The organism is Paenibacillus sp. FSL H7-0940, assembly GCF_037979415.1.
Classification (GTDB): Bacteria; Bacillota; Bacilli; order Paenibacillales; family Paenibacillaceae; genus Paenibacillus; species Paenibacillus amylolyticus.
Window position 1 is genome coordinate 5422399 of the sequence record NZ_CP150280.1, and the last position, 26966, is coordinate 5449364.

Here is a 26966-nt window from a genome sequence, read left to right on the forward strand (position 1 = left end):
CTCTGCACCTGCTACATGTAAAATCGTAATATGAAACGCTGTAAAAAAGGGGTAAAGAAATGCCTCCATGGGTGTAAAAAAAACGTAAAAAAGACCCGCTCTCCTCAGCAATGGGCTGAAAAGAACGGGTCTATAAGGTTTACTATTTATCCAAATGGATTCTGTGCCCACTGCAATAATCTCTTTTTTGTGATTTTGCCATGAGAGGTATGATGGACGACTTTTCCCTGATCGAGCAGAAGTACCTGTGGTGACTCATGGTGAACCTCTGTCTCTTCCGCAATGTGACGGGACAACGAGCGATTTTCAATCACTTTGACGATGCGGTAGTCCATAGGTTGTTTGGGATCTGATGCATGGGTGCCTACAAACGCCATAAACTCTCTGTACGCTCTCGCACTGGTTGGACAAGTCGTGCTGTGTTTCAGGATAAGCACCGGATGATCCTGCGAGCAATGCAGCGCGTCTTCCCAGTCATCTGGTTTGTGCAATTCCCGGACATGCTCGCTGAGCATATGTTCCGAGTCTGACCCCGCACGTTTGCTAACCACCGAACCAATCACAATGCCAAGCGCCAAGCCAAAAGCAATTCCGAGTCCAAGTTGCTTCGTAGCCGTACCAATGCTGACTCCCATGGCAACACCTATAGCAAGCCATACAGCTTGATGATTTACTTTTTTCTTCATATAGATCTTCCCTTCCTGAAATATGTATATCAAGGCAACCTTCCCACCTTACATTCTGATCAAATTATAGCATAGGCCTCTGTTAGCAGGCGTTGATAATCTTCATCTCCGAGTACAGATTTCAGCGTTTCGATTTATGCAAAATGCTCATTTGTGATACACTGGTTGTAATTTGGAAACGATGAACATGAAGAATGGATTGGAAGGGCGGAAATTCCATATGACATACGCATTTATGATTGAACCGCAGGATTTTATTGCGCTGGATAACGAAGATGAACTGATTGAGAAATGTCAGGAGTGGGGTCTGCTTTCTGGTAAAGCGACCAAACTCAAAACGTTCTATTATAAAGGAAACGGATTAAACATGCCGTGCACCATCATTGGATATGTCGATCACATGGCAGCCGTTATTCAACTGGATAATGGACAAAAGCATTGTATTCACCCGTCTTATCTGAAGGAAATGCAAGCGTCCAGTTACAGTGCCAGAAGCATAAGTAATGCCGGATCAGATCGCAGCACAGAATCGACAACTTCGGATACAGTCGTACCAGTTACCCCTGCTGAACTTACGCAAATTCCAGATGCCCTGGTTAACCTGGATGAAATTCCGCCGGATCTGGATGATTCGGACGACACGGACACAGATGAATTCTCCTCGGGGATGAAGGGTGATCCGGATGGGCTAGTAGAAGAGTATGTTGGACCTCAGTCTGGGGCAGCCAGTGAAGCCAAACCTAAAGCCAAAACAGCGAGCAAAGCTAAGAGCGTCAAGATTGATCTGCCCGAAGGCAAAGTGAAGATGAGTGCCGTTGTCAAAGAGTTCACCACCGTACCGAATCACTTCTCTGACAATGACGATGAAGTCATCATCTATGAAGCAGTTACCATTACGGAGCCAGACGTCATTGATGTTGGGGAAGCCTGGTCAAGCCACAGTGCCACCGTTAAGAAACAGGAACTGGAAGTGGGAGATGTTATCACGTTTGAAGCGAAAATTATCAAGAAGAAGCTGACACGTAACCCGGTTCCCTATAAAATCAACAATCCTTCCAAGATTCAGAAGGAAGACTAATCAAGGAAGATTAATCACGAGTCATTACAAAAAAAAGCAAAAAACCTCCACAACTGCTCAAAGCAGACCGCGGAGGTTTTTGCCATTTGAAGTTTATATTAGTGAAGAGTACACTCTTAAGCTTGTCCCGGCGTAGCACTGATCTGAAACTGTACGCCAAACTTATCGACAACCGAACCGTAGGCTGGACTCCAGAACGTTTCTTGTATCGGCATTTTCACTTCGCCACCGTCTTGCAACTGGTTGAAAATCGCTTTGGCTTCATCCGTCGTATCCGTGTTCACAGTAACCGTAACATGATTACCTACAGTGTACGGCATACCTGGAAACGTATCAGACAACATTAATACTGAGCTACCAATCTGCAAAGAAGCATGCATAATACGGTCTTTCGCTTCTGGCGGGATGGGGTGATTCGGGTCAGATGGACCGTCGCCAAATGTTTGAAGCGCGAGCACTTCGGCTCCAAATGCCTTTTGATAAAAATCTACCGCTTCACGTCCATTACCGTCTGTAACCAGATACACATTCAAGCTGATCGACATGCGTTCTTCATCTCCTTGGGCTCTTGTAATTATACGATTCACGCCACTTGCGACATGAGTATATATGAACAGGTTGTCCTTTGACAAGCGTATATTTCTGCACTCATCACTGCGGACCTTTACACGATTAGGGTTACCAACATATTCTTAATCCATCCCTCGCTCCACTACTTCTTACGCTTGCGTATATAATAGAGAGCAGTGATCAGAACACCCGGAACCAGTGCTGCAAAACTGGCATAGATCAGACACCATTTCAACAGGGTAAATAGCGGAGTGAGTTCGGCAAGCACAGGCGTACGTTCAGGATAACGATACATGATCAGGGACGCACCTATATTTTCAAGCATGTCCATAGCCCAACCGAAGACCGGAATCAGATTCACCCAATGCCAGCGACTTTTTACCGGAAGCACGCGATAGAGTATCGATAACAGAACAACCAAGAGGAACAGATAGGCCAAGGGCCATATGAGGTCAAATGTGAATCATGCCTGAATAAATGCAATGAAACAGGCAAAAACAACAACCGCAGCTGCAACCCATTTCCAATTCACCCGCTGATAGAACCAATTTGACACTTTATTCAGCACGTTCTGTCCCCTTTCTGATAAAAAAAAGACCACTCTCCCGAATCCTATCGGTAAAATGGTTGTGTTCAATCCTATGAAGTTATCGAGCTTGAACGATGTTATCTATTTCACTTTTCAATAAGAGGTATCGGTGAACACTTCTCATGATCGGGACCTTCGTTAGTTTGTTCTTGTCCACGTACAGTTTCATCTGGTCTTTGGTCAAACCAAGCAAACTTCCAGCTTCCGATACCGTCAATACTACCTCTGGGTTCGTAGCATTAAACGTCCTCTTTACTTTCTGATTCCAGTCCTCGAATACCTGCATAGATCAGTGACATCTCCTATCCATAGCCAGTTATTATCAGGCTGAATATATCCAGTATACCACACTTGTGCTACTCGTAACTTAATCCTTGCGCAGAACCATATTCTGATAGGCATATTTCCTGCTTGACCCTGACGTTAACTCGAGGGTTTATACTGACTTCAGGAGGGGATTAGCATGAGTATGTCAACTGAACATGTAACCAAGACACGACGTAGCAGTGGAATAGCCATTATTGAAATGAGTTGGTTGACGATGACATTGGGTCTGTTTTTTGCTACACTCGCAGGGGAGTTTGTCAGCACTATTGGTGCTGTTGAATGGATGGTTCATCTCACCCAAGCTGTTGTCATTATTAGTATCGTCTTGCCCGTACTATTCGTCATTCGAAGACACTTCCATATGAAGTCCGCTCTTCTTCCTCTGACAGGAAAAAGCATAATTCACTTGCTCTTTGGCGCATTATTTGCCACTTCTCTGGCCTTCATCGGGTTAGCGATAGCCAGTATGAACAACTGGATTACGATTACGGAGTGGCACTTCTCAGCCGAGTTCTTGCTTGCTGTTGCACTTAATAGTTGTATTGCTTTCTTGTACGAAGCTTTGCCAGAGGAACTATCCATGCGAGGCATGGTCTATGATGGATTACGCTCCAGACTGCGACTTCCTGTGTTTTTCGCTTATGTAACTCAAATCATACTCTTTCTGCTGGTTCCGATGAGTGTCAGCCTATTGCAAGAGCTCGTCGGTATGGATGCCGGAAACCGGATAACCTTGGATTATATGATCCTACTCTTGACCTATGGAATTACGTTACAGCTTCTGCGCAGTTTGACCGGTTCTCTATGGGCCTCCATCGGATTTCATGTCGCTTACCTGGAAGTAGCCCGATTCGTTGTTATGCCAGGTGATAGACCGGCATTGTTAAGCTATACCGCGCAAGATAATGGGTTGGCCGAAATATTTATTTTGTATATGATGATAATCTTCGTCGGTGGGATCATTCTGGCGGTGCTCAATGCATGGCGCTGGTGGAGAATACATAAATCATGAGGGAGGGATCTGCTGTTGTATACCGTTGGACAACTATCCAAACATACCGGAGTATCCATCCGAACACTTCATTATTATGAAAAGCTGGGTTTACTGCGACCGGCCCGTAATGAGAACAATCAGTATCGCTTATATGGTGAAAAGGATATTTTACGGCTTCAGCAGATTACCATTCTGAAGAAAATGCATTTTAAATTGAATGAGATTGGAGAATTCCTCGATCAGGATGCTACTCGCTCTGAACCAAAAAGTAATCTCACTTTATGGAATAATACGTTGGAACAACAACTGGCCGTCGTTAAGGAACAGCAGGAGAGATTAAGCAAGGTCGAGCATCTTCTTTTTTCAACTATATATGCCATCAGAGCCTCCGGTAAAATCAGTCTGGATGAGATGCTGGGTTTCATCCGTGAACTGGATCAACCTCCGGGCAAGTTCCGTCAAGATGTTTTTACACCTGAAGAAATGGAATCGTTACCTCTGAATAATCAGAACGATTCAATATCCATGGAATGGGCCGATATTCTTAAAGATGTTCATACATGCAAAATGGAACCTCCGGATTCCGAAGCCTCACGGTTACTGGCCATTCGAATCTCTGATTATGCTGAAAGGGCTTTTCAAGGAAATGCAGAATTGGCAGAAAAATATTGGGATTATATCACCCCAGGGGATGATCGGTCAGCTCGTGTATATGGTATGACAACGGATACCATGCGTTACATCGAAATGATCCTGGACCGATGGACAGTCCAGAATCCTGATGATCAACAATAAGAGCCACTTCGAAAAGTGGCCCTTGATCCATTCCCTTATTATGTTTCATCATGCTTCGTTACGCCTCTTCCCAGAAGCGGCGCAGGTTGTCCATGGCGATTTTGGATGCGGATTTGCATTCCTCCATGCCTTCGAACTCCACCGTAATGTTACCATCATAGCCGGAGTCTTTGATCAACTTTACAATTTTTCGGATTGGAATGTCACCTTGTCCAACGATGGCCCCTCGCAGGAAGTTACCATAGGCTGTCGTGAACCATTCACCCTCACCCGGATGCTCATCATAAGGACGGAAGTAAAAATCTTTGAAGTGGACCAGAGAAGCGTACGGCAGATTTTTCATGACACCAATGATCGGATTCTCATCCACACACATGAAGTTTCCAATATCGAGTGTTGTTTTGAAGTTCGGACGATCTACAGCATGAAGAACACGCTGCACCCGATCACTCGCCTGCACGCTGAAACCGTGATTTTCAATGGTTGTCGTGATGCCAAACTGCGCGGCATAGTCCGCAATGATCTGGCTTCCCCGCACCATCAGCGGCAGATTTTGCTCGAACCAGGCGATGGTCATCTTCTCCTTTGGCAGGGTAAACGCCGTGACGTCATGCCGCAGATGTTTTACACCCATTCGGTGTACGACATCCACATGTCTTTTGACCCGAGCCATCTCTTCTTCAAAGGCCTCTTCCGTCTCCTGCACGAAGTTCGCTGGCATCGAGTAGTTGGACAGTTCAATACCCTTAGTAGCAGCCCGCTCCCGAATCGCATCCGCCAGATCATGATTATCCTCCACGGTATAACCGTAAGGAACCATTTCCATATGCTCGCCGCCGTTCGCCGCAATCCAGTCGATCACATCCAGCACCGTCATCTCACCCGAATTCAAATCGTTCAACAAACTATACGTGCTCAGGCCCACTTTCATCTACTCAGCTCCCTATCGATATTGTTGGATAAATTGAACCGCCTTGCGAATGTCCTGCTCCGGCTGATGACCAACCTCGCGTTCAATCGTCAGATAACCGGTGTAACCAATCTCCTGAAGCGCTGCAAAGTATCCGTCAAAATCAACGCCACCCTCGCCCAGCGGCACCTCACGGAAGAAAGTCCCGGAAGAGACCATTTCGGCAATCTTATCGTGATCCATAGGGGCATAACCGACCGCTCCGTATACGTCTCGTGGGTCAACTTCCTTCAGCCGCACACCATCCTTCACATGGGTATGTACGATGTAATCCTTGAGCAGATGAACGCCCCGCGCCGGATCATCTCCGGTCACCATCACCATGTTCGCCGGGTCAAAATTCACCGATACTCCGTTGGTCGACAGCGTATCCAGGAATCCTTTCAAGTCAGCAGCCGTTTCCGGTCCTGTCTCAATGGCAAAGTATGCGCCAACACTTTTGGCGTATTGGCCCAGTTCCTCACAAGCAGCATGCAGCGTGGCATAAACTTCTGATGAAGGGTCATGTGGAACAATGCCGATATGTGTGGTGACGATGTTGGTACCCAGATCGAGGGCCAGATCCACGATCTGCTTCGACTTCTCCACTTTCCACGGATTATCTTCCTTGACCTGAAACCCATGCCCACCCAAATCACCAACCAGTGCTGAAATTTCAAGACCCAGAGAATCGATGTAACTCTTCAACTCTTTGCGCGCCGCAGGTGACAAATTTTCAGGGTCCATCTCTCCCTTGACGGCGTAGATCTGCACACCTTCTGCACCTACGTCTTTGGCTTTGTTCAACCCTTCCCGTACACCTACGCCAAAGCTATCCACGATGACACCGATCTTATTCGTTAATTTCATGTCATACCTCCTGTGATTGAGTGAGTAACTCTACGTTCTCATGTAAATGTAAGGTTCGACTCATTACTGATATCAACAAGTTTCACCGACTTGATCTCATACGGTTTGAATGTCAGTTCAATTGTGCCGTTTGAACAAGCCAACGGATGGATCTCATCCTCCAGAAGATTAATGATGGACGCTTTGATTTCCTTTTCAGCCCACTGAACCTGCACCGTTTCCCGACCTCCGGATGATTCGTAGAAACGTAGTACTGTTCCCGAACCGTCTTCCGCTGGCTTGATTGCATCCAGAATAACATGTTCACTGTGGAACTGAACCCAAGCATGTTCAGCTGGCAAGTGACCGGAAGACTGACTCGCTGCCACAACTTCGACCGGATGATTCAGCTCCATCGCCCGGCGAACGACGGCAGCTTGTCGCCAATCGCCCTGGTGTGGCAGGATCGAATACGTGAATTCATGATCGCCCTGATCGGCATGTTCATCCGGCCATTTCGGAGCACGAAGCAGAGACAGGCGGATCGTCCGATCCTTGATGTCGTATCCGTACTTGCAATCATTCAGCAAACTCACACCGCTGTTGCCCTCCGAGATATCCGCCCAGCGATGTCCGCAGACCTCGAACTGCGCCTGCTCCCAACTGGTGTTGTTATGGGTTGGACGCTCCAACGCTCCAAACGGGATTTCATAGGCTGCTTTGGCTGCCACCAGATCCACTGGAAAGGCCACCTTGAGCAGCTTATGGCTCTCCTTCCAGTTCACTTTTGTATGGAAATCAACACGCCGCTGGTAACGATGCAAAATGATATCCTGGCTGATCTCCGATTTATTCAGCTTCCAGACCAAACGTAGTACATCTCGCGTAGCCCCGCGCTGTACAATCTCTCTGGAGATCAACTGCACCTCACCAGCTCGCTGAGATTCAAATCGTGGATCGATATCCCATGCATCCCAGTACGTCGGTTTGTCGTGGAAAAACTGCCACTCATTCGCCCGATCACCAGGCTTCAGCCAGTCACGTCCTACCGTTTTGTCATACCATCGAGTGATCTCTCCCAAGTCATTAAACTCAAGCGTGTAAAATTCGGTTTCCCACGTGGAAGGGAAGGATTTTTCTTCCCTTACTGGAAGGATAACATCCGATGCTTCGCGCAGCCATATGGTTGTATACCCAAAAGCAGGAATCGATGGAACATGCACGAGTAGCGTATACTTGTCTTCCTTTTGTTCGAGATCACAGGTCAAACGGTTACCTTGACGATCAAATGCTGCCATCCTGGCGAGGTGAGCATCCCCTGTAATGGTGATATTTTCTCCGCGTTTCCAGCCGAGGCTGTTGAATATAATATAGGGGAGACCATCGACTTCATCTGTTGCAATGTTCTCCGCAAGGGTATCCAGCGTTTCCCGCAGTGCGGATGTACCCAGTGCAAATACTTTCGTGTACTCCTGGGTGGACGTTACGTAAACTTCTGGAATCGACGTTCCCGGAATAATGTCATGGAATTGGTTGAGCATAATCAACTTCCAGCCTTCATCCAGATCATTCTTCGTGTGCGCGCCGTAAGCCCCGGCAAATTGCCCCCAGATTTCCGCTTCCCGATATAATACCTCTGCCTTACGGTTGCTACGTTTGTTCCTCGCATGAGTTGTATACGTTCCGCGATGCAGTTCCAGATACAAGTCCCCGTGCCATTTCGGCAACGTCGGATTATTTAATGATATGTCTTCAAAAAAAGCCCCTGCTGTGCTGAATTTGCTGATTGGCTGTCCAACCATCAAATGGGATCGCTCCGCAAACTCCACCATCTCATTCGTCACTCCACCACCACCATCGCCATGTCCGTAAAGCAACATTTGCTCAGGGTGCACATCCTTTTGTTTAAATGATTGCCAATGTTCATCCACATCTTTGGGACGCGTATGCTCATTCACCCCATGGTTCAGATACGCAAGCACCGAAGTACCATCAATGCCTACCCAGTCGAAGAGGTCATACGGAAACGCATTGGTATCATTCCAATTCAGCTTGGTGGTCATAAAATAAGGAATATCCGCGAGTTTCAGCATCTGCGGCAAGGAAGCACAGTAGCCAAAGGTATCCGGCAGCCACTCGATGTTGGAGCGTTTGCCAAACTCCGCCTGATAGAAGTTCTGTCCATACAGAATCTGCCGAACTAACGACTCGCCACTCGGAATATTCAGATCCGGCTCGACCCACATGCCTCCGACTAGCTCCCAGCGGCCTTCAGCAATACGGGCTTTAACTCGCTCGTACAGCTCCGGGTAATGATCCTTCACGAAAGCATACAACTGCGGTTGGCTCTGGGAATACACAAAATCCGGGTACGTATCCATCAAGGTGCACATGGTCGAAAATGTGCGACTGGACTTGCGAACCGTCTCACGTACAGGCCACAGCCAGGCTATATCAATGTGGGATTGTCCAATCAGGTGCATGAAGCCACTTCGATATTCCTCCGGGTCTTCCTGCTGTACCGACTGTGCTAATGCATATTCGAAGTTCTGTATCCAGGCTGCATCACTCCAGCGTTCCGGGTCATTGTACATGTTATCCATCACCTGATAAATAGCCTGAACAAGTGCCATCCGCTTGGGCTCCTTCTCGTTATATGCCCGGAGCGACTCGGCGAGTACCGTCACGCTGTACATCAGGCTCTGCAGTGGCTGATTAACATGCACCAATGCTGCCCGAATGCCCTGAATAGGCGGCTGAATGACAGCTTGTCGGTTGAGTGGATCATGCGGCTCAGGAATCGGATCGTAGAGTTCAATCTCTAACTGCGGCGTATCCCCTACCCGACTTCTCGGTAAGGGTACGAACCCGTGGTTCCGGTCCAGTCCATGATAAGGCATGCCATTCACCTTCAGCAGCCCTTCTCCTCCGGCCTCGAAGATCAGCCCAACAGCCTGATCCTGCCATTCCGCCGGAATCTCCACACGTTTGCTCAGAAAATACGTCGTTCCATGTACGCTGTTCAGCGGATTCAATCTTTGCATAGCCTTGTCTGCCTGCTCATCTTCATTTACTTCTGCCTGTTCGTACTCGTATTCCCCTGGCCGAATGTATCTGGCCCTCTGCATCTCCCACGCTGGAAGCTCGATCGTATCCAGCCATTGTCGGTGCTTCAGATCTTCGATGAATCGCTGAATTCGAATCATACCTCCACCCCCACCTTCTGAATGTGCAGACTGCAGGCGGTCCAATCCATAGAATTGCGGCCAACCATGAGCCTGAATTCACCCGGTTCTACGACAGACTGGAGACGGGAGTCGATCAGTGCGAGGTGTTCTTTTTGCACAGGGAATGTAACGGTCTGGGTCTGTCCTGGCTCCAGATGGATTTTACGAAAACCTTTCAGTGACATTTCAGCCCGAGTAACCGAAGCCGACACATCCGTGATGTACAACTGCACAACCTCGCTTCCCGATACCGCTCCGGTATTCGTGACTTCAGCCATCACCTGCGCTTCATCATCCGGGCCGATCACATCCGGTATAACTCTTACATTCTCGTATTTGAATTCGGTGTAGCTCAGTCCATATCCAAACGGATACTGCGGCGCCAGATCCATCTCCAGATACCGCTTGCCACGAGTGCGTTTGGCATGATAATAGACCGGAAGTTGCCCAACATGCTTGGGAATGGAAACCGTAAGACGACCCGATGGATTAACATCGCCAAACAAAATATCTGCAATCGCGTTACCACCTTCCTGTCCGGGGTACCACGCTTCCACAATCGCATGGACATGCTCATCAATCCAAGGTTCAGCAATGGGGCGGCCGTTAATATACACAACGATAACGGGTTTCCCCAGCTTATGTACCTCCTGCACCAGTTCCAATTGAACACCCATGAGATTCAGGGAAGCCCGGTCAATGCCCTCGCCACACTCCATGTCGTTCCATGGATCATCGGTCACCACAGACGCACCTGTCCGCAAGTCGATCGTACCTTCACCAAAATCGCGGGCGCTGGACCCGCCCATCACCATCACGATGGCATCTGCCTGTTCCGCACAAGCCAGCGCTTGCGCAAAGCCCTCTCTGGAGTCGCCTTTAATCCGGCAGCCAGGCGCGTACAGCACCTGACCCGAATCCGCGCCAAGCTTGCGCGTAATGCCATCCAGTACGGTGACGATCTGCTCTCTCGGTTGTGGCGAGGTATAGTCCCCAAGTTGGTTATAGATATGGTTCGCGTTCGGACCAATGACGGCCAGCTTCGTGCCTGTTTTGGAGAGTGGCAGGGTAGCCCCTTCATTTTTCAGTAAAACAATTCCCTCTTGTGCAATTTCCCTCGCCAGCTGTGTATGGTCTTCACATCCGATGACCTGTTCTGCAAAGTCAGGATCTACGAAAGGTTGTTCAAACAGACCAAGTCTGAATTTCATCTCCAGCACTCGCCACACAGCCAAGTCCAGATCCTCCTGTTGAATCAATCCCTGCTCAAGCGCCTGACCAAGATGTTTGCGGTACATGTACCCGGACATTTCCATGTCTACACCTGCCTGAAGGGACTGTGCCACGGCCTGCTCCCCGTTCTCAGCAGTGTTATGTCCATGGACCAACATCTGAATGGCGCCAAAATCAGTAATCACAAACCCATCAAAACCCCACTGCTCGCGCAGAAGGTCATTCAGCAGATACGTACTGGACGTGCACGGTACCCCATCAATCTCGTTATAAGCGGTCATCACGGAGCAAGCCCCGGCTTCCACTGCCTTTTTGAACGGCAACAGGTCTATTTCATGCAATTCACGTAATCCCATATGCACAGGTGCTGCATTACGCCCACCCTCCGAACTGCCATAAGCCGCAAAATGCTTAAGTGTAGCGACAATCGTCTGGTTGGAATCGAGGCCTTCACCCTGTAGTCCCTTCATGGCTTCTACTGCAAATTCACCAATCAAGTATGGATCTTCGGCAAAACATTCCTCCGTCCGTCCCCATCTCGGGTCACGTACGACATCAAGCACCGGGGAATACGTTGCCGCTCCCCCTTGGCTCCGGGTCTCCACAGCGATGGCTTCACACATCTTGCGGTACAGTTCCATATTCCACGTACTTCCCACCATTAACGGTACCGGAAAAACTGTTGCCCCGATCGCCATATGCCCGTGGGAACACTCTTCCCCAAACAAAATGGGAATGCCTAGCCGAGAATACTCCATGGCATACTGCTGAATGACATTTGTGGCAACGGCTCCCTGCCGTGGGGTAAGCCCCGTTTCCAGTGTCACTTCGGTCCATGGATCGGCCCGAAGCACACCGTACAGAGAACCGACACCCCCCTGTTCCATGTACGCTTTGAACTCTTCCGTCACCTGTACTGTACCATCAGCTGCTTTATCATACGTCTTCCATCCCATCGGCTGAATGAGTTGTCCAATCTTCTCTGCCGTTGTCATCCGTCCGATCAGATCCTGAACCCGTTCCTGAATGGGAAGCGAAGCATCTTTATAGTCCATATGCACATTCTCCTTATGCGTTCGGAATTAGTTAGGCGCATGCACTCACATGGCTTTGCGATAGTCACTTGGTGCCACACCCACCACGTTCTTGAAGGCCCGGTTGAAGGAATTATAGTTCGTGTAACCCACTTCCTCACTGATCTCCTGAATAGCCTTATCCGTCTCCTGCATGAGCAGCTTGGCTTTTTCAATGCGATGACTAATGAGCAGATCCACAAACTTCTCCCCAATCTCATCCTTGAAAAGCTTACTCAGATACTTCGGATTAATATCGAATAGATCACTAAGGTAGTTCAGTGACAGATCAGGATTGTTGTAATGCTCTTCGATGTATTTGCGAATCTCCAGAATATGTGATCTGTGTTTTCGGGAACAATGCAGCGTCTGCATCTGCAACGCCAGTTCTCTGAACCCTTCCCAGCACAGCTCACGCAGATCGTCTAACGTCTCCCAGCCCTCCAGCCTTGGAAGAAGTGGGGTGAATATAGCGGCCCATGACTCCTGATACTCTCGTGGAAGTTCGGCGAATTCCCGATTGTAATGTTGAAATAACAATTGGATCGTATTCATAATCTCCTGACGGGACAGAACGGACTCACTGATTTGTTCAAACAGTCTCTCAAAATGCTTTTCCCAAACATCGTCCGACAAGCGCATCGCCTGTACCAGCAGGGAGATGGTCTTCAGGAACTCATACACATCATTGGTCGAATTCGGCACATCACTACACGGAATGATGCGATTTATGCCCAGTACAGCCTTGTACTCCAGCGCGTGCACAGCTTCTTTCAATGAAGCTCTCAACCCCCGAATATCAACAGCAACCCGACCAACACCAATGGTCACGGTGAAGTTCAGATACTGATCAATTCTGTCCAGATAACCCGCTAGCAATCGATGCTCAGTATCCTCGGCCTGTTCCATTTCCGGAATCCAGAGGATGGCGTACAGACGTTGATCGGAGATCCATTCAGCCCATACTTCCGTTCCTTCATGACGCGCACTCTCCTGCAGAATACTGGATAACACAAATTTCAGGAGGGATTGGTCCTGATCATGATACTCCGTCACAAATGCATCATACCGATCCATTTCAACTACCATGACGGCCCAACGATGCTCCAGCTCAGGCAGTTTGAACTTCTTCATCTCCGCTGTCAGCTCCGTGCTCGTAAAGTCTCGTGTACCCTCCAGCAACTCCTGAAAGAACATTTTTTTCTGTAAAATCAGATTCTCTTCATGCTCCTCCTGATATTGCCTCGTCTGATCAATCATGCGTTCCAGCGTTGTATGGATGAATCGGAACTCATTCTCCTTGCCATAGCCCAGCCCCGATTGCTTCTGCGAAGAGACGGTCTGAATTAAAGTGACAATCTGCTGAATCGGCTTATAATTTCTGCGGGTCACGTAGATCACCCACACCACCCCGATCAACACAACCACTACAGCAAAGGCAAACCAGATATTATAAAATTGCAGAGCCCATTTGACGATTTTTCCATTATTGAGACCTGTCTGCACCTTCCAACCGCTATAACTCGACGTAAATTCAGAGAAAACTTCTCCCGTCGTGGTTTTAGTAGAAGCTGCAACCCCTCCTGGCATGCTGCTATCCCACAGATTGCCGCCCGAACGGTTGAAGATGTTCACAAACGTAAATTCCGGATCATACATCTGCATGATGGATTTTCTCAGGGTACTCAGATCCACGTTTGTCACCACAAGTCCTTTGCCGTTTCCTACACTTCGCACAATCGTAATCACCTGCTCCGTCGCTTGCGAAGGAAAAGCTCGGAACGCTCGTGCCCCTGCCCACTTCTGTTCATCCCTTGACCGGCTATCTGCAATAAAGTCTGCATCCGGGAACTCTTCAATCGGAACAGCCTTCCCGTTACTGAAGACCGTGCCATCCCCGTATCGAACGAGATAAATCGAATCAATCAGCGGATACTCTATTTTCAATTCATCAACCACCTGGACCGCCTGAATGCCGGCATACACATCATCGCTGCCAGATACCGAGAAATAATTCTTCAAGTTAGGGTTGGTCAAAATCTCACGCAGTACCTTGAAGTCGATGGAACGTAGGGAGTTGTCCAGATATTGAGTAACCTGTGAGGCCAGAAATTCATTGGCCTTGAGCGCTTCTCTACGGTTCTGTTCATTGAATACTTGAAAGAAAATAAAGAATAGAATGGTCGTCACAATAAAGAAAACAGGCAGATACGATAACAGCAAACGTCTAAACCAATTGTTGTTCATCTCCGAGATCCCCCCACCGTTACTGTTCATGCTGAATGACGACAAACATCTGTGATGATCGCTAATTTTCCATAAATATTCAGTACATTATATCGGATGACGTGGGGTTGTCATAGGAGAAGACCGTCCCGGTCACGGGTGACAGACGGGACAGCCTCTATATTGAATCCTTCAATTATTGATTCTTCTCAATGGCACGCTGGTAGATCTCAAGGTAATTACTCAGTCCGAGACCATCAAAGCCTTTGACATACGAATCCCATTCCTTTTCAATGCTCTTGCTGCCAATAATGAACTGTGCCATATTCGTCTGTACATAATCCTTGATGGCCGTAGTCAGTTGTGCAGCTGATTCCGTATCCTCTGGACGAATAAATACGTTCGCAGGGTATACTTCTTTGGGTCCATAAGGTTCATACACATTGGTAGCTTGAGCCAGACGTGTACCATAACCCTCTGCTTCTAAAGGATTCTGTCCTTCTGCAAACAGATTACGGAACGTGTTGGACAAGTCATGTGCTCCGATCTGTGACCAGCTCTCGTTCACAACAACGTTTGGATCACGCTCAGGCAGGTTGTAGTAGCTGTATTTGGCAGGCTCACCATTGATGTTTTTCTCATCGGCATCTGCCTTCTTCCAGCCCTTTCCTTCAGTTGGTCCATACTCCGCGTACAGCGCACCTTCTTCACTGAACATGTAGTCCACAATTTTGATGGCGGCAATCTGCTGTGCTTCTGTCGCTTTGTTCGTGATGGCAAATTCAAACTCACCGACGCTTTGCGTGGCGCCTGTCGTCTGCACTCCATCTGGTCCTTTCAATGGAGGAACGATCTCCCAGTGTTGGTGACGGGTGATGTCTTTGTCATAAGTATTCACGAGATAACTGACCAGCGCCGTTGTAATGGAGCCGACCACTTCATCGCCTTCCTTGTTGCCCAGTTGTCCGATTGCCTGATCGTTCTGTGTAAAGGAAGCCGGATCAATCAGGCCATCTGCATACAATTTATTCATGTACTCCAGCCCTTTCTTCCAGCCTTCCTGATTGGCGGAAAAACTCACCTTGCCATCGTTCACGATCAGGTATTTGTCGTTATCATTGTATATAAAGCTATTCATCAGGTAGGCATCAATGTTGCCATTCCATACATACTTGTTCGGTGCGCCCGTGAGTGGAATCTCGTCCGCTTTCCCGTTACCGTTTGGATCTTGTGTCTTAAACGCCTTCAGAACGGTATACAGTTCATCCGTTGTGGTTGGCATTTTCAGGCCCAAATTATCAAGCCACTCCGTGTTGATCCAGTATTTCTGTGCATACGTACAGTGGTAACATTCATTGAAGATAGGCAGCGCATAGATGTTGCCATCCGGTGCCGTAATAGCTTCTTTGAAGTATGGCTTCTCTTCCATAATCTTGGTCAGATTCGGACCATACTTCTGAATTAGATCTTGTAGCGGAAGGAACACGCCCTGTTTTCCATAGGTTTGAAGATCTGAGGTGGTGAACTTGCCGTGAAGAAATACTTCCGGATAATCACCACTAGCCAGCAGCAATTGTCTGCGATCCTGCAAGGCGTCCGTTGGGGCCAGATCCCATTTTAGGGTAACGTCGAACTTGTCTTCGATAAATTGGGTGAATTCATTCTCTTCCATGGACGCTTTGCCTTGCGGAGCAAAGAGGGTCATGGTTACAGGACCGCCGCTCTCCCCGCTACCGTCGCTACTTCCACCCGATTCCTCGGATGAACTGCATGCGGACAACAAAGCCACCGAAGCAAAGACCAGAAACAACATCGAAATCCAAGATTTTCTCAATCTGACTCCTCCTTTTTGTTCATAACGGCAAATTATTGACTTGTACTGCACGTTTATAAAATCGACCCCGGAAGCCGGCGTGTTCCTTCCACCTCCTTTCAAGAGGCAACCAGGCTTAACTCACAAGGATTAACCTTTGAGGGAACCAACCATGACCCCTTTAACAAAATGCTTCTGTACAAATGGATACATGATCAGAATTGGAATACTCGCCACAACGATCAGTGCATATTTCAACACCTGCTCGAACCCTTGGTCCCGCATCTGTTGGCTGGTATTGGCGAGCATCGCCGGATCAGCCGCGTTCAGGATAAGCAGATTGCGAAGCACGTATTGTAGAGGGAACAATTTCTCGGAACGCAGGTAGATCAATGCATCAAAGTACGCATTCCAGTGACCTACGGCATACATAAGTGTCATGACCGCCAGAATGGGCTTTGATAAGGGAAGAACTACGCTGATCAGATACCGGATATCCCGGCAACCGTCCATTTCCGCGGCCTCCCCGAGTTCTTCCGGAATGGAAGATTGGAAGAAAGTTCTTGCCACGATGACCTGGAATACTGCGAGCGCCCCGGGCAGCCACATCGCCCAACGTGTATCGAGCAGGTGCAAATCCTTCATCAAGAGGTAGGTGGGAATCAGACCACCATCAAAGAACATCGTGATCATCATGAAAATAATGATGGCACCTCGTCCATAGAACGATTTTCGTGACAAAGGATACGCCAGCATGACGGTCAGCACCACGTTAATGAACGTGCCCACCACGGTATAGATGATCGTGTTATAGAAACCGAGCATAAGCTGTTGGCTTTTGAAAATGGAGATGTACGCCTTGATGTTAAAGTCTACCGGGAACAGCCACACCTGACCGGATGTAACGGCTCGTGAAGAGCTGAACGAAGAACTGATGATATACAAAAGCGGATAAAACACTGTTAGCAGTATGGCGAACAGAAAGATATAGTTGAATGTCATGAAAATGCGGTCACCGAGTGGGTCCTTGATCCGGTTACGATTAATCAGGTTGAACATGGATAAGCTCCTCCTTTACCACAAGCTGTTCTGGGATACTTTGCGCGATATGCCGTTGACGATAACCAGCAGGATCAGGTTGATAATGGAGTTGAAGAACCCTACTGCCGAGGAGAAGCTGAAATTCGCTCCGATCAGACCCACCTTGTACACATACGTGGAGATGACCTCCGAAGCGCTTGTGTTGAGCGGATTCTGCATCAGGTATATTTTCTCGAAGCCCACGCCCATAATGCTGCCCAGACTCAGAATCAGCATGATAACGGTGACTGGAATGAGCGATGGGAGGTCGATGTGCCATATTTTCCGAAGCCTTGATGCGCCGTCCATCTTTGCTGCTTCATAGAGAGATGGATCAACACCAGCAAGAGCTGCGATATATATAATTGATGAATATCCCATGCCCTGCCACACACCTGACCAGACATAGATCGATTTGAAGTATTCCGGAATACCCATGAAGTTCGTCATCGGGAAGCCGAGCAGTGTGAACAGCTTGTCTACCACGCCGACATGCGGGGAGAGCATCAGAATGATAATGGATACCATAACAACCGTTGAGATAAAATGCGGAGCGTAAGTGACCATCTGCACAGTCTTTTTGAAGTAACCCGTTCGAATCTCATTCAGCGCCAGCGCCAGAAGGATCGGAATGGGGAAACCGGCAATTAAGGAATAAAAGCTGATGCCTATCGTGTTTTTGATTAACAGCCAGAAGTTTGGAGATTGGAAGAAGGCTTCAAAATGTTTGAATCCGACCCACGGGCTGCCCCAGATTCCTTTGACTACACTGAAGTCCTTGAAGGCGATTTGGACACCCACCATAGGGATGTACTTGAAGATCAACAGATACAATACCGGGGGCAACACGAGCAGGTAGAGTTCCCAGTGTTTCTTGAGGCTTTTGATGAATGGATGCTGCCGCTTGGGCTCCACATGTTTCCTCTGTTGGAGTTCCATCTTGGCGGGTATGCTTTCCGTAGCTCGACTCATTTGCGTCACTCCTTCTACACCTCAAGTGTAATAATACATTACATTTACATCCCTTAAACATCCTTTTTTCTGTTCCTAGTTCCTTGTTTAACAAACATGATGTAAACATTCATATCAGGTAGCGCTTTCTTGATTTGATAGTACATCGCCCGATAAACTTTTATCAATTTGCAATTTTCTCCGACTTCTCTTTATTCCACAAACCCTTGTGTGACAAGCGATTGCGAGCCGTTTCTATTGGGAATTGTGTCCCTTATGTATGAATAAAAAAATCCCGGAGGTGGTTATATCTCCCCCGGAATTGACATGGAATTCTTTACATACAAGTTCAAAAAGTTAACGATTCAGCACCGAGAAGGTTGCGAGAACCTGAAGGAGGAGGAGCGGAGTGTAGGCAAACCTACATGAGCACCGGACTCCGAAGGTGAACGCAAGATTCGATGTCGAGTTCGCTTCGTGGTTTACTTCGTGATCAATTGGGGACTTTTTGAACAACCTCTATGCGCTTGTGACCAATCTGAACGTATGTGTGATGGGAGCTTCATTGGTTGTAGCGGATTGGGGCAGATCCACAAGAAGTCCGTCTCCCGTTTGCTGATACGAAAGTACGTCATCGCTACCGACGAGTTCGATCCGCTCTACCTTTTCAAGATAAGGAATGATTAACTGTGGTTGTACGGTCTCATTCTCGTTTAGGTACAAACGGAAGGCATATACGGTGTTGATCTCTTCCTTCTGAGTGAAAGCCCAATCTTTCGTAAAATATGGTCCGCAGATCCGGGTTCCATAGATGCCTTCTCCATGAGTACCCAACCATTCACCGAGGCCCTTGATGCCTCGAATTGCCCCTTTTGGCAGACGCCCATCGGGTTGTGGACCTACATTCAGCGCCAGGTTACCGCCCTTGGACACAACTTCAAGTAGAATATGTGCCAGCTGTCTTCCCGTTTTATACTGATCATCGAATCCGAAGGCAAAGGAGTTCCCCACGGTAATACAGCTCTCCCATGGAATGTTCATCGGATGTTCCGGTATGGTCTGCTCGGGGGTAACGATATTCTCATACGGTCCACCGACGGTGCGATCTGCGGACAGGAGCCAAGGTTGTGTGGTCTGACGCGCCCGTTCCACGACTTCTCCAAGCCTGATATCCTGACCATGGCGACCTTCGCGCACCCATCCGGCATCCAGCCACAGACATTCGATCCGCCCGTAATTCGTCAGCAGCTCCATGATCTGCTCATGTGTGAACTCCACGAATTTCTCCCACAGCCACGGATACTTATGGGGATCATACGAAGGGCCGCGCCACATATGACGTCCACGCTCCATGCCCGGTGCCCAGTAATAAGGGGTATGCCAGTCCGCTTTGGAGAAATACGCTGAGATGCCGAGTCCTTTGGCCCGGAAAGCGTCAAACAGTGCTCGACAGATGTCCGCATACTTATGGGTATGAAAAGGAGTGTCCTTACCCGTAATTCGATAATCCGTCGTTTTGGTATCCCACATGCAGAAACCGTCATGGTGCTTGGTGGTGAACAGGAAATATTTGAACCCGTTATCTGCCGCCATTTGTGCCCATTCCTCAGGCTGGAAACGAATCGGATTGAAGGTTTTGTTCAGATCGAAATATTCCCGCTTGAAGTCTTCCATGTCATCCGTCCAGTCGATGTCATCGCGAGACCAATCGCCGTCCTCGTCGCTCAGCGCCCAAGATTCCACGAGGCCAAGCTGGGAATACGGTCCCCAGTGCATCATCAACCCCAGCTTCTGATCCTTGAACCACTCCAGCCGCTCATTCAGCAGCGGATCTTCCGGTTTGATCCATTCATCCTCTTTGCTAAAATTGTGTACGCCAGCTTCGACGATCTGCTCTTCCTGCTCCAGTACGGTTTCTTTGGCTTCGCTCATCCTGTTTCATCTCCTCTGGATTGGATAAAAGATAAACCATGCATGTTACGCCTGGTCACTCCGAGTGCAGTACCGTCTTTCGATCGCTGTTATCCCCTGATTTCTCTTATTTCACTTTATAATTGTTGGAAATCCAGTGATAAAGGCGAGCGCTTCGCTTCTTCAGATTGGTTCTGCACTCTCCGTTTTGGCGTAAACGCTAGTTTAACTATTAAGGGGCGTAGTAACTTTGTTATTTCGAGTGCGGTGCCATCTTCAATCACTATGGAACCCCTTATTTCCCCCGATTTCCTATAGGGAAATCCAAGGGTAGAGAAAGTGCACTCCGTTGTTTTGGATTGGTTTTGCGTTCTCCTTTTTGGTGTAAACGATGCGCTTAACCTATAAAGGGTTAGTCTGTCCGTCGTTGCGATTGCGGTGCCATCTTCAATTACCATGGAACCCCTTACTCCCCTCGTTTCTATAGGGAATACAAGATCAGAGAGAGTGCGCTTCGATGTTTTCAATTGGTTCTGCGCCCTTTGTTATGGCGTAAACGGTAAGTCTCTAAAGGATGTGTCTTCAACTTCAGTTCAGGGAAGATATACGATGATGGATGTCTGCGTTTAAAACGTCTTAAAATCCAAGCCCGTTTATCCTGGTGAATAGGTAGAGAATTTTCTAAGGAACACAGGGCGTCTTATTTAGCCTTTTGTTCCTCTTTTTAAATTGTAAGGAACATCAGACACGTTATTTCCCGAAATTAGCTGATAAAAACGCTGTATACTGCTGCTTATTCTGATATAGCATGTGTCAGATTCCTTAGATTTCGGCTAGCGCTCCGAATCCTTAAATAAGATGTCTGAGACTCGTTAGCGCTCGCTCCCTACTCTGCTCCATTGGCGAGCGGGAAGGACGAATCCACACCCGCCCGGAGCGGAGCTTTTCATCAAAAGGAGCGAAGTGCTCATAACTTTCAATGAAACGGGAGTAGTAAAGTATCAACGTAGTGTATCAACGCAATACAACCCTACCTTTACAGCGTGATTTCGCGGCCCTGACGGGCTGATTCGTAGATGGCGCAGAGCATTTTCATCACTTCGACGCCGTCTTCGATGGGGCTAAGTGTTTCTTTGCGGCCCTGTGTACTATCGATAAAATGGTTGATTTCATTGCGGAACGATCCCATAAAGTCGAATGATTTGAAATCCACCTGTGGAGTCATGTTTAAAATAGTGTTGAATTTCTCACCGATGATCGAAATTTCCGGCTCGAGCTCCGCACCACCTTTATCGCCATATAGTTTGACCGAAGTCTCATCCGCTTTGGCATGGAGCGTGAAGCTGACATCCACGAGCAGGCTCGCTCCGTTCTCAAAACGAATCAGGGCATTTGCCATATCCTCAACGGTGTTCTGCTCCGCATCATAGTCTGCTGCTTTGTAGAACGACAGATTGTTAATGTTCGAGCGATTCCCCAATCGGTTAGACACGTTAGCTGAGACGGATTTCACCTTTGGTCTGCCCATCAGATACCAGCATATGTCGATCACATGCACCCCGATATCGATCAGCGGACCACCTCCGGAACGGTTGATATCCGAGAACCAACCACCCGGATTGCCCAGACGACGCAGACTGGAGGCTTTGGCATAATAGATCTCGCCCAGCTCACCCTCGTCGATAAACTTCTTCAGAATTTGTGCATTGTCGCTATAGCGGCGAACAAAACCAACTTGCAGCAGCTTCCCGCTACGATGAACCGCCTTCTCTACTTCGAGCGCATCCTCTACCGTTTGGCAGAGTGGTTTCTCACATAACACGTTTTTGCCTGCGTCCAGAGCAGCAATACTAATCTCCGCATGGGAGTCGTTCCATGTACAGATGCTGACGGAATGAATCTCGGGCAGTCCGAGCAGTTCCTTATAATCGGTAAACACATGAGGTGCATTATATTGCTTCGCGACTTCTGCGGCACGTTCTGCATTCAGGTCACAGATGGCATATATTTCAACGTCCGGGTTACTGACGTAGGCTTGCAAATGGCAATCGGATATGGATCCGGCACCGATAACGGCGACTTTCAATTTGGACATAGTGCTGATTCCTCCATAAATAAAATAATTGACGTCCAGCGGGTAGACGTTCCTGACTGAACTAACTTTCTTTTTGAACCATACGTAACAAGTCATATTTCATTTAAAACAAGTACTCAGCCCTATGCCTCTTCCCATAGGCGGCGGACGTTATCCATGGCAATGCGTGAGGCGGTTTTGCAATCCTCCATGCCTTCAAATTCAACCGAGATATATCCGTCATACCCGGATTTTTTCAATACACGGAATACCTCAGGCATGTCGATATCGCCATGGCCCACAATGGCACCGCGCAGGTAATTGCCATGCGAGGTTTGAAACCAGCCTTCACCGGGGTTCCGGTAGGAAGGTCTCCAGTAGAAGTCTTTGGCGTGCACGATCGACGCGTATGGAATGTTATTTTTCACGGCACTCACCGGGTCTTCGTCCACACAGAGGAAATTGCCGACATCCAGCGTGGTCTTAAAGTTACTCCGCGCCGTTTCGTGTAACAAACGCTGAATTCGCTCACTCGACTGCACATAGTACCCATGGTTCTCAACGCTTGTTGTGATTCCAAAATCCGCTGCATAATCGGCTATCCGCTGACAGGCTTTCACCAGTACCGTTAGGTCGATCTCGAACTGTGCTACAGTTCCCTCTGGTGCAGGGCGGAAAGCCACGTCATGACGCATCAGCTTCACGCCGAGCGCAGCAGCCACATCCACATGTCGCATCACATTCTGGATCTCTTGCTCCAACGCTTCGGCGTCCTCCTGCACAGCAAAGTTAGCGCCGATGGCATAATTGGAAATGTCGATCCCTACCTCTTTTGCCACAGCTTTAATCTCATCTATCAACTCCGGATTATCGATCAGACTGAATCCCATCGGTACAATCTCCACATGTTCCCCGCCCTGATCGGCGATCCAACGAATGGCATCTGGTACGGTTAATTCTTTGCGATCCAATGCTTGTTGCAGACTGTAGGTGCTGAGTCCAACTTTCACTTTTCCTCATCCTCTCCTTTAGGACGTGTCTCAAAACTCACTGAAGTGCATCTTTTACCGCCTTTTCGCCCCCTGCTGCGTCACTTTCCCTTGACGTGCCCCGGCACGCCTGCGGAAAATCTCCTTGCTTGGAACGAAAATTCGGCAAAATCTGCGTCCTTCGGAGTTTTCAGACACGCCCTAGTCAATGTCCATACCCAACGTATACCTTTTTCCGGCGGACACGACAATTCTCATTAATCGTTTGGCTCACCAATTTTCCTTTTTCTAGCCCAAATCCGGTGTATCCACAAACGTTACGGCCTGATCAGCCGTCTGATGAAGCTCGAATACCATGATTTCATTCTCACCTTCATGGAAGAGCGGGGCTGGTACATATAACGTTTTTTGCGGTCCTTTATTCCAGTAGCGACCCAGATTGAATCCGTTTACAAATACAACCCCTTTGGTCCAGTTATCCAGTCGCAGAAAAGTATCTCTTACATCCGTGATATTAAACTCTCCTCGATAAAATCCTGGTCCCTGTACTTCATTAATTGTTTCATTAATTGCTTCGCTAATCACATCACTAAATTGCAAACCCGATAGATCAGTTAATGGCAGACAATGAATCGTCCAATCATATAAAAATTGAAAACCATGTCTTACTCCCTCCGTAATGCCCTTCGGATCTTTCAGGTACGGGCCATAGTTGATTCGCCCCATATTTTCAACAAGGAGCAATAGATCTGCGCCCTCTGGCGGCACTTCAAAGGATACCGATAACGCTGGATTTCCGCGTTCCAATACACCCTGAAATTGCCTATCGACAAACACAAGCGCACGGTCACGCACCTCCTGAACCACAAGTTCCTGTCGCTCCCTTGGCCCGGATATTCGGGTTTGATAACAAATAAAGCCATAATCTTGACCCAGCTTCTCCATCGGTTCCGGATTCGCACGCTGCACCGAAACTGATATCCGGTCCAACTGCGTTAGTAATAACGCCTGCTGGTTCAACTCCACTCTCCCATAAGCGATGGTCCCCTTCGATTCTGGCAGCACAAGCTCACCCAGATCTTCGCCGCTATATTGAGCAATAAGGTCCCTCACCGCATGGAACTTCGCTGTCGGCTCCCCGGATTCACTGAGCAGTGAATCATAGTCGTAACTTGTAATTGTGGGTTCGTATTGATCCTTCTGCTGACAGTTCGCCCCGTTATAAAATCCAAAGTTCGTTCCACCGTGGAACATGTAAAAGTTAACCGAGGCTCCTGCTCGAAGCATCTCCTCAAACACACCAGCCACATCTGTGGCTTCTCGGGTGTGATGTGACTCACCCCAGTGATCGAACCAGCCGTTCCAATACTCCATGCACATCAAAGGTTCATCCGCCTGATATTCACGCAACTTGGCGAACGCTCCTTCCGTTCCTGATCCAAAATTAACTGTAGCCAGATGCCCCGGGACTGATCCCGCTTGCAGCATGTGGTCTGTCGGTCCGTCCGAGGTAAATAACAACACATCCATACCGCGCTCTACCATGCCATCACGTAAATAATGCAGGTAACTCGCGTCGTTCCCAAAGCTGCCGTACTCATTTTCAATCTGCATTGCAATGATCGGCCCGCCTTGGGTGCTAAGAAGAGGTTTCAGTCTGGGCAAAAGTACATCATAGTAACGATCCACATTCGCCAGAAATTTTGCATCATTACAACGAAGACGGATATCATCATCAGCAAGCAGCCAGGCAGGTAATCCGCCAAACTCCCACTCGGCACATATATAAGGACTTGGACGAACAATCACATGCAGACCCACATCTCCCGCAATGCGAATAAAACGTTCCAGATCAGCCATGCCTTCAAAACAATACCGACCCGGCTGCGGCTCATGGACATTCCACGGCACATACGTTTCCACCGTATTGAAACCGCAGGCTTTCAACTTGAGTAACCGATCCTCCCAATATTCGGGGACCACTCTAAAATAATGGATGGCACCCGACAAAATCCGAATGGGCTCACCATCATACATAAATTGTGAACCTTTATACGTCAGCACCGCCATGTTACAACCCTCCCCGCTCGCTCAGATATATGCCTAACCCGGACAACGTAGGATACCATCTGGATTCATGAATGCTTAATCGCATCTTTCTCGATGTGACCTGTGGGAAACAGCAAATTCGCTTATACCCCACCACCGTCCTCGTGTAGAACGTTTCCCAACCACCATCTGCCGTCTGTAACTCCAGTGTAAAACGCTCAATCCGTTGACCTGTCTGGATATGTTCCATCAGCACCACCCGGTCAAATGATCTTTCTTCCTGCAAATCCAGCTCGATCCAAGCCTGCTCCGTTCCTTCGTGAGGACACCAATACGTATCCCGTCGTTCCCTCAGCACTTCCGATACAGCATGTTGTTCATCCATCGTCTCCGATGCTTTTACCAGCGCCTGCAAGGCGAAATTTTCCTGAAAAATGGTACGCAGCGAATCTCCCAATTCCTGTAGTCGCTCCACATCCGTTTCGTGAATGAGACCACGCGTATCCGGTGGCAGATTGAGTAAAAAGGTGGCGTTGCCCCCCACTGCGCCGTAATAGACGGCGAGCAGTTCTTCCAGTGTTTTGACCTGATCATCTTCACTGGCATGATAGAACCATCCCGGGCGAATCGAGGTATTCACCTCGGCAGGGTACCAGATCAGTTGGTCACCTTGGGAACGAATGACCTCTCGGCTTCCCAAATCACTGTCCTGCGTATTGATCCTTGTGGCAAACTCACCATCATCCACCTGTTGTGATTGCTCCTGAATCTTCTCATTATCCTGCATATGCGCTGGCACAACGCTCCATTCCGATTCCCGTGTATGCCCTGCCTCATTGCCACACCAGCGAACATCCGGGCCACATACCGAGATGACAGCCTCAGGCTGAAGTTCACGAATAAGCGCATAATAGGCGTCCCAGTCATAGACCTGCCTTTTGCCATTCGGACCCTCACCACATGCACCATCGAACCATACACAGAAGATGTCGCCATAATTCGTAAGCAGCTCGCGCAACTGTTGGAGGAAAAACTCGTTATACCTCTCCGAATCTCCATAAGTGGCTTCATGACGATCCCAAGGAGACAGGTACACGCCAAACTTCAACCCACCCTCACGGCAGGCATCAGCGACTTCCCGAACCAAATCCCCCGTACCATTCCTCCACGGACTAGCCGCCACCGTATGCGCTGTAAACTGACTGGGCCACAAACAAAATCCATCATGATGCTTACATGTCAAAATCAGCCCCTTCATCCCCGCAGCCTTGCACGCCTGCACCCATTGCACCGCGCTCAGTTCAGAAGGATTGAATATCGCCGGGTCTTCCTCCCCAGTGCCCCACTCCTGATCCGTAAATGTATTTACTGTAAAATGAATAAACGCGTAGAACTCCATCTCCTGCCACCTCAGCTGGCGTTCGGATGGGCTGACCTGTGCTGCGGACTTAATCCATTCGGCTGGTTGCAGTTCATAATTCATGGCGTATCACTCCTTTTATT

20 protein-coding genes are annotated in these 26966 nt (G+C 48.4%); 3 read left to right on the forward strand and 17 right to left on the reverse strand.

Features of this window, described 5'->3' with window-relative positions:
• Positions 1 to 146 precede the first annotated feature (146 nt).
• A complete protein-coding gene (gene ytxJ, locus MHB71_RS23950) occupies positions 147 to 686 on the reverse strand; it encodes a bacillithiol system redox-active protein YtxJ (RefSeq protein ID WP_340027882.1) in 540 nt (179 codons plus the stop codon).
• Between the two features lie 220 nt (positions 687 to 906).
• On the opposite strand from ytxJ, the gene MHB71_RS23955 reads away from it, so the two are divergent.
• Positions 907 to 1764 (forward strand): hypothetical protein, encoded by an 858-nt coding sequence (locus MHB71_RS23955; RefSeq protein ID WP_340027883.1) that lies wholly within the window; start codon positions 907 to 909, stop codon positions 1762 to 1764.
• 116 nt (positions 1765 to 1880) lie between these two features.
• Here the strand turns inward: MHB71_RS23955 and MHB71_RS23960 are convergent, their stop codons facing one another.
• The 3 genes from MHB71_RS23960 to MHB71_RS23970 form a co-directional block, all read right to left on the reverse strand.
• The gene (locus tag MHB71_RS23960; protein ID WP_036616351.1) at positions 1881 to 2309 is read right to left on the reverse strand and encodes a VOC family protein; all 429 of its coding nucleotides are present in this window, start codon (positions 2307 to 2309) and stop codon (positions 1881 to 1883) included.
• Positions 2310 to 2476: 167 nt separating this feature from the next.
• Entirely contained in the window at positions 2477 to 2725 is a 249-nt protein-coding gene (locus MHB71_RS23965; RefSeq protein WP_340027884.1) for a hypothetical protein, read from the reverse strand.
• 256 nt (positions 2726 to 2981) lie between these two features.
• The gene (locus MHB71_RS23970) at positions 2982 to 3209 is read right to left on the reverse strand and encodes a hypothetical protein (protein WP_017691180.1); all 228 of its coding nucleotides are present in this window, start codon (positions 3207 to 3209) and stop codon (positions 2982 to 2984) included.
• A gap of 177 nt (positions 3210 to 3386) precedes the next feature.
• On the opposite strand from MHB71_RS23970, the gene MHB71_RS23975 reads away from it, so the two are divergent.
• Together MHB71_RS23975 and MHB71_RS23980 are read left to right on the forward strand one after the other, a co-directional pair.
• Positions 3387 to 4262 carry a CPBP family glutamic-type intramembrane protease gene (locus MHB71_RS23975; protein ID WP_340027885.1) on the forward strand — a complete coding sequence of 292 codons (876 nt, stop codon included), beginning with the start codon at positions 3387 to 3389 and terminating at the stop codon, positions 4260 to 4262.
• A gap of 15 nt (positions 4263 to 4277) precedes the next feature.
• Positions 4278 to 5039 (forward strand): MerR family transcriptional regulator, encoded by a 762-nt coding sequence (locus MHB71_RS23980; RefSeq protein WP_340027886.1) that lies wholly within the window; start codon positions 4278 to 4280, stop codon positions 5037 to 5039.
• 58 nt (positions 5040 to 5097) lie between these two features.
• Here MHB71_RS23980 and MHB71_RS23985 read toward each other — a convergent pair whose 3' ends face one another.
• From MHB71_RS23985 to MHB71_RS24045, 13 genes are all read right to left on the reverse strand, one after another.
• Positions 5098 to 5970 (reverse strand): sugar phosphate isomerase/epimerase, encoded by an 873-nt coding sequence (locus tag MHB71_RS23985; protein ID WP_340027887.1) that lies wholly within the window; start codon positions 5968 to 5970, stop codon positions 5098 to 5100.
• Positions 5971 to 5982: 12 nt separating this feature from the next.
• Positions 5983 to 6858, reverse strand: coding sequence for a sugar phosphate isomerase/epimerase family protein (locus MHB71_RS23990; protein WP_340027888.1), 876 nt, complete (start codon positions 6856 to 6858; stop codon positions 5983 to 5985).
• A 38-nt stretch (positions 6859 to 6896) separates the two neighbouring features.
• Positions 6897 to 10043, reverse strand: a complete 3147-nt coding sequence (locus tag MHB71_RS23995) for an alpha-mannosidase (RefSeq protein WP_340027889.1) — start codon at positions 10041 to 10043, stop codon at positions 6897 to 6899.
• On the reverse strand, positions 10040 to 12352 hold the full coding sequence (locus tag MHB71_RS24000; protein WP_340027890.1) for a glycoside hydrolase family 3 N-terminal domain-containing protein: 2313 nt from the start codon (positions 12350 to 12352) through the stop codon (positions 10040 to 10042). The genes MHB71_RS23995 and MHB71_RS24000 overlap by 4 nt, the downstream gene beginning before the upstream one ends.
• A gap of 45 nt (positions 12353 to 12397) precedes the next feature.
• A complete protein-coding gene (locus MHB71_RS24005) occupies positions 12398 to 14617 on the reverse strand; it encodes a helix-turn-helix domain-containing protein (RefSeq protein ID WP_340027891.1) in 2220 nt (739 codons plus the stop codon).
• Between the two features lie 175 nt (positions 14618 to 14792).
• Entirely contained in the window at positions 14793 to 16430 is a 1638-nt protein-coding gene (locus MHB71_RS24010) for an ABC transporter substrate-binding protein (RefSeq protein ID WP_340027892.1), read from the reverse strand.
• Between the two features lie 129 nt (positions 16431 to 16559).
• Positions 16560 to 17468, reverse strand: a complete 909-nt coding sequence (locus tag MHB71_RS24015) for a carbohydrate ABC transporter permease (protein WP_017691189.1) — start codon at positions 17466 to 17468, stop codon at positions 16560 to 16562.
• A 15-nt stretch (positions 17469 to 17483) separates the two neighbouring features.
• Positions 17484 to 18428, reverse strand: coding sequence for an ABC transporter permease subunit (locus MHB71_RS24020; RefSeq protein WP_143781513.1), 945 nt, complete (start codon positions 18426 to 18428; stop codon positions 17484 to 17486).
• Positions 18429 to 18959: 531 nt separating this feature from the next.
• Positions 18960 to 20372: an alpha-L-fucosidase gene (locus MHB71_RS24025; protein ID WP_340027893.1), complete on the reverse strand. Its 1413-nt coding sequence runs from the start codon at positions 20370 to 20372 to the stop codon at positions 18960 to 18962.
• 1015 nt (positions 20373 to 21387) lie between these two features.
• Entirely contained in the window at positions 21388 to 22446 is a 1059-nt protein-coding gene (locus MHB71_RS24030; protein WP_340027894.1) for a Gfo/Idh/MocA family oxidoreductase, read from the reverse strand.
• Between the two features lie 122 nt (positions 22447 to 22568).
• Positions 22569 to 23435 (reverse strand): sugar phosphate isomerase/epimerase family protein, encoded by an 867-nt coding sequence (locus MHB71_RS24035; protein WP_036616325.1) that lies wholly within the window; start codon positions 23433 to 23435, stop codon positions 22569 to 22571.
• A 267-nt stretch (positions 23436 to 23702) separates the two neighbouring features.
• Complete coding sequence (locus tag MHB71_RS24040) at positions 23703 to 25484, reverse strand: glycoside hydrolase family 35 protein (protein ID WP_340027895.1); 1782 nt, start codon at positions 25482 to 25484, stop codon at positions 23703 to 23705.
• A 1-nt stretch (position 25485) separates the two neighbouring features.
• A complete protein-coding gene (locus MHB71_RS24045) occupies positions 25486 to 26946 on the reverse strand; it encodes an alpha-L-fucosidase (RefSeq protein ID WP_340027896.1) in 1461 nt (486 codons plus the stop codon).
• Positions 26947 to 26966: the final 20 nt, after the last annotated feature.